Below are 2,841 nucleotides of genomic sequence, written 5' to 3' on the forward strand. Positions count from 1 at the left end.
GTTCAGCCAGCGCACCCGTCGCCTATAGCCTGAGGTCACGGCGCCGACGATTCGTGCTGACGCCGGCGGCGGGCGCCCTGCCGCGGGAGCGCGGACGCTGGCCTACAGCCAGGCCTTCTCCGCCTCGGGCGGAACCGGACCCTACGGCTTCACCGTCACCGGCGGCGCCCTGCCTTCCGGGCTGGCCCTGGACCCGGGCGGAATCCTGTCCGGCACGCCGCGGCCGCCGGCGACTTCGGCTTCCAGCCTGTCGACGGCGACCGACGCGCACGGCTTCACCCAGGCGGCGGCCTACACCCTGGGGATCGGCACCCCCGTCCCGGTGGTCCAGCCGCAGAGCGCCACGGTCGTGGGCGGCCAGAGCGTGACTATACAGGCGACCAACGGCGCGACGGGCGTGGACTTCACCTCGGTGTCGGTGGTGTCGCCGCCCAGCCACGGCGTGGCGGTGATACAGGGCCTGGCCATCGTCTACACGGCCGACGGAGCCTATTCCGGGATCGACGCCTTCACCTACACGATCAGCAACGCCGGCGGCCCTTCGGCTCCCGGAACGGTGACCGTCACCGTCAACCCCGCAGTTGTTCCGGGGGCGCCCAAGACCGCGACCATACTGGCCGGCAGACGGCGACGGTGGAGTTGACCGAGGGCGCCACGGGCGCGCCGTTCACCGGCGCGGCGGTGGTCTCCGTGGGCCCGGCCGGAGCCGGAACGGCCACGATAGCGCCGCGCACCGGCGCGGCTGGGGTGCAGCTGTATGACCTGGTCTTCACTCCGGCGGACACCTTCACCGGCCAGGCAACGGTGCTTTACACGCTGAGCAACGCCTTCGCGACCAGCGCGGCGGGCACGGTGACTATCACGGTCGAACCGCGTCCGGATCCGTCGCTGGATCCCGACGTGCGCGGGGTGGCCAGCAGCCAGGTGAACGCGGCCCGCCGCTTCGCCGACGCCCAGATCGACAACTTCCAGCAGCGCCTGCAGGCCCTGCACGACGGCGACAACGACTCCGGCAGTGCGCTGAGCTTCAACCTGGGCTTGACAGGCGACGAGGACAGAGATCCCCGCCAGGCGCTGCGCCGCCAGCTGGATCCCCGCAGCGAGCGGCTGGATCCCGGATCGCTGGGCGATGGCCGCGAGCGCGACATGCTGGGTCTGGACCTGTGGTCGGGCCGAGCCCGCGTTCCCGCCAGTTCCAGCCGCACGGAGGCCCTGAACATGTCTCCCTCCACCGACATGAACGACGGTCGGCGGGACACCATCGGATTCTGGGCCGCCGGCGCCATCGACTGGGGCCGTCAGGACGCCGTCGGCCAGCGTGACAGCCGCTTCGCCACCCACGGGGTCACCGCAGGCCTGGATGTGCGGCTGTCGGATCAGCTGATCGTGGGCGGCGGTCTGGGTTATGGGGAGGACCGGACGCGGATCGGCGACAATGGCTCCGTCTCCAACGGAACGGCGGTTTCGGGCGCGGTCTACGCCAGCTGGCGGCCGGTCGCCGACCTCTACCTGGACGGACTGGTCGGCTATGCGGATCTCAAGTTCGACAGCCGACGCTGGGTCCTGGGCCTGGGTGGGCAGCCGGACGGCTTCGCGGATGGCCGTCGGGGCGGCGACCTTGTGTTCGGTTCGGCGGCGATCGGCCAGCTGATCCATCGCGATCGCTGGTCGGGCGACGTCTACGCCCGGTTGGACGCCCGCGAGATCACGCTTGAGGCCTTTACCGAGACGGCGCCGGCCTGGGGGTCCTGGCTTGGGACGAGACCCGGCAGAACAGCCTGTCGGCGAACCTGGGCTTCGCCTGGCGGTGGCGGGCGGACATGCGCCGCCACGGATCGGTCGAGCCGAGCGCGCGCCTGGAGTGGTCCTACGAGTTCGAGGACATTGGGGCTCAGGGGGTTCGTTACGCCGACTGGGCGGCCAGCCCGACCTACTGGATCCCGCTGGACGGCTGGTCCCGCCACATGTTGAACCTCGACCTGGGGGCGGACTGGTCCTTTTCAGACCGCTTGATGCTGGGCCTCCGTTACCGGGGCTTCCTGGGCGACGCCGCCACAAGTCATGGCGGGGAGATTCGGATCCGTTACGGCTGGTGATCCGGGGCCGCGGTCAAGCCGCGGCCCTATCGCCTCTCGCGCCGCCCCTTGCGCCGAGTTCATCCGACCGCCCCATTTGCGACGCAATTCGCTACAAACGTAGCGCTACACATGTAGTGAACATTGCGAGGCCGCCCGTGATAGAGACCCTGCCCCGGCGCGAGCGAGAGGTGTTCGAAACCCTGTGCCGCCTCGAACAGGGCACGACAAGCGCCGTCCGCGCGGCCCTTGAAGCCCCGCTCAGCGATTCCGCCGTCCGTACCCTGCTGGCTCGACTGGAAGCCAAGGGTGTTGTGATCCGGCGCGCAGAGGAGGGGGGCTTCGTCTACCGTCCGGCCCCGTCCCCCGAAAGCCTCGCCAAGGGAGCGCTGACCCGGATGGTAGACACCTTCTTCGCCGGCTCGGCCGCGACCGCGGCCACGGCCCTGCTGGGGCTGACGCAGAAGCTCAAACCCGAAGAGATCGCCGCCCTGCAGCGCGCCATCGATCAGGCAAAGGACCGCGGCTCATGATCGCCCTGTTCCTGAGTCTGTTGATCAAGTCCGGCGTCGTCGCTGGCGCGGGTCTGGCGCTCGCCGGCCTGCCGGGCTTCCGAAGCCCGACCGATCGTGTCGATATTCTGCGGGGCGCCGTCTGCCTGCTGATCGCCCTGCCTCTGGTCGCGGCGCTCGGGCCGGATCTGCCGCTCCGCCTGCTGCCCTCGCGCCGGCGGCGGACGATGGCGCCCGAGACGCTGTGGGCCGGC

Annotated in this window: 3 protein-coding genes and 3 pseudogenes; all 6 read left to right on the plus strand. The window is 70.5% G+C overall.

Features of this window, described 5'->3' with window-relative positions; translation table 11 throughout:
- Positions 1-97 precede the first annotated feature (97 nt).
- Positions 98-289, plus strand: a pseudogene (locus AC2W7C_RS16240) (putative Ig domain-containing protein); the annotation flags it as partial.
- A 33-nt stretch (positions 290-322) separates the two neighbouring features.
- Positions 323-643: an Ig-like domain-containing protein gene (locus AC2W7C_RS16245; protein WP_486002326.1), complete on the plus strand. Its 321-nt coding sequence runs from the start codon at positions 323-325 to the stop codon at positions 641-643.
- Between the two features lie 593 nt (positions 644-1,236).
- A pseudogene (locus tag AC2W7C_RS16250) lies at positions 1,237-1,734 on the plus strand (autotransporter outer membrane beta-barrel domain-containing protein); the annotation flags it as partial.
- Between the two features lie 56 nt (positions 1,735-1,790).
- Positions 1,791-2,096, plus strand: a complete 306-nt coding sequence (locus AC2W7C_RS16255; protein WP_486002328.1) for an autotransporter domain-containing protein — start codon at positions 1,791-1,793, stop codon at positions 2,094-2,096.
- 170 nt (positions 2,097-2,266) lie between these two features.
- Positions 2,267-2,608 carry a BlaI/MecI/CopY family transcriptional regulator gene (locus AC2W7C_RS16260; protein WP_486002327.1) on the plus strand — a complete coding sequence of 114 codons (342 nt, stop codon included), beginning with the start codon at positions 2,267-2,269 and terminating at the stop codon, positions 2,606-2,608.
- Positions 2,605-2,841, plus strand: a pseudogene (locus tag AC2W7C_RS16265) (M56 family metallopeptidase); the annotation flags it as partial. The gene AC2W7C_RS16260 and the pseudogene AC2W7C_RS16265, both read left to right, overlap by 4 nt.

The organism is Brevundimonas sp. CURTG3B2_SDJG, from assembly GCF_057364705.1.